At 76.7% G+C, this 2,257-nt stretch carries 1 protein-coding gene; it reads left to right on the top strand.

What is annotated here, in order from left to right; translation table 11 throughout:
• Window positions 1-2,257 (top strand): malto-oligosyltrehalose synthase (gene treY / locus A2U95_RS03345; protein WP_420856955.1); only part of this gene is annotated, 2,257 nt, incomplete at both ends.

Raw genomic sequence — 2,257 nt, 5'->3', positions numbered from 1 at the left:
CTGCCGCCCGGCTTCCCCTTCGCGGCGGCCGAGGCCGCCGTACCCCACCTCGCCGCCCTCGGCGTCTCCCACCTCCACCTCTCGCCGGTCCTGGAGGCCGTCCCCGGCTCCACGCACGGCTACGACGTGACCGACCCGGCCCGGGTCCGCGAGGAGCTGGGCGGGGAGGAGGGACTGCGCTCCCTCTCCCGCGCCGCCCGCGCCCTGGGGCTGGGACTGGTCGTCGACATCGTGCCGAACCACATGGCGATGGCCCCCCGGCACAACCGACCGCTGTGGGAGGTGCTGCGCAAGGGGCCCGGCTCCCCCTACGCCTCCTGGTTCGACATCGACTGGGAGGCCGGCGGCGGCCGGATGCTCCTGCCGGTCCTCGGCGGCCCGCTGGGAACCGAACTCCCCCACCTGCGGGTCGACGGGGAGGTGCTGCGCTACCACGACCACGCCTTCCCGCTCCGCGCCGGCACCGGGGAGCTGCCGCTGCCCGAGCTGCTGGACGCCCAGTGGTACCGCCTCGGCTGGTGGCGGCTGGCCCGCACCGAGCTCGCCCACCGGCGCTTCTTCACCGTCTCCGAGCTGATCGGCGTCCGGGTGGAGGATCCTGAGGTCTTCGACGCCACCCACGGCAAGATCCTGGAGCTGCTCGACGGGGGCGTGGTCGACGGCCTGCGCATCGACCACCCCGACGGCCTGGCCGACCCCGGCGCCTACCTGCGGCGGCTGGAGAAGGCGACCGGCGGCCGCTGGACCGTGGTGGAGAAGATCCTCGCCGAGGACGAACGCCTCCCGGAGTCCTGGCCGGTCGCCGGCACCACCGGCTACGACGCCCTGCGCCGCCTGGACGCGGTCCTCACCGACCCGGAGGGCGCCCGCGGCCTGCTGGACCGCTTCCGGCGGTACGCCGCGCCTCCCGGCGACCTCGGCGGCGACTGGGAGGCCACCCGGCACCGCAGCGCCGAGCGGGTGGTCGACCACGAGCTCGCCTCGGAGATGGCGCGGCTGACCCGGGCGGCGGCCGGGGCCTGCGCCGCCTCCCCGGACGCCGCGCTGCGCGACCGCGCGCCGTGGGCGCTGCGCACCGCGCTGCGCGAGCTGCTGGTGCGGATGGAGGTGTACCGCCCCTACACCCCGCGGGACGCGGCGGCGGTGCTCACCGAGCGGGCCGCCGCCGAGGCACGCGCGGCGTTCACGGTGCCCGAGGAGGCCGAGGCGGTCGACGTGGTCCGCGGCCTGCTCTGCGGCCGGTACGGCGAGTGGCCCGAGCAGGTCGAGCTCTGCACCCGCTTCGCCCAGACCTCGTCGGCACTGCGCGCCAAGTCGGTGGAGGACAACGCCTTCTACCGGTACGTGCCGCTGCTCTCGGCCAACGAGGTCGGCGGCTCCCCCGGCCGGCCCGCGCTGGAGCCCGAGGAGTTCCACGCCTGGTGCGCGCGCACCCAGCGGGAGCGCCCGCTGACCGGCACGGTGCTCTCCACCCACGACACCAAGCGCAGCGCCGACGTGCGGGCGGCGATCGCGGTGCTGTCCCAGTGCCCGGACCGCTGGGCGGAGACGGTCGAGGAGGCGGCCTCGGCGAGCGGGGCGGGCACGGCGGGCGGCGGCCCCGACCGGCAGCTGGCCTGGGCGGGCTGGCAGACGCTGTTCGGGCTCGGCGACCCCTCCGGGGAACGGCTGACCGGCGCGCTGCTCAAGCACGCGCGCGAAAGCGGCCTGCACACCACCTGGACCGAGCAGGACGCCCGCTACGAGGAGACGGTGACCACCTTCGTCACCGCGGCCCTGTGCGGAACGCCCGGCGAGCGGGTGACCGCGCTGCGGAAGGCGCTCGAGCCGCACGTCCGCGCCAACGTGCTGGCCGCGGCGCTGCTGCACCTGACCATGCCCGGCGTCCCGGACGTCTACCAGGGCAGCGAGGGCGAGTACCGGGCACTGGTCGACCCCGACAACCGTCCCCCCGCCACGTTCCCCCACCCCGATCCGGGGACGAAGGGCATGCTCACCGCCGCCGCCCTCACCCTGCGTCGGCGACGGCCCGAACTCTTCGGCGCCGGCGCCTCCTACCGCCCGGTGCCCGCCGAGGGGCCCGCGGCCGGGCACTGCCTGGCCTTCACCCGCTCCGGCCGGGTGCTGACCGCCGTCACCCGCCTGTCGCTGCGCCTCGAGGAGTCGGGCGGCTGGCGGGACACCGTGCTGCTCCTGCCGCCCGGCCGCTGGACCGACCTGTGCGCGCCCGGCCGCGAGTTCGAGGGGCCGACGCGGG

The organism is Streptomyces chilikensis, assembly GCF_001642695.1.
Classification (GTDB): Bacteria; Actinomycetota; Actinomycetes; order Streptomycetales; family Streptomycetaceae; genus Streptomyces; species Streptomyces chilikensis.
The sequence above is the reverse complement of the archived record's forward strand: the minus strand, read 5'-3'. Positions and strand labels throughout refer to the sequence as shown.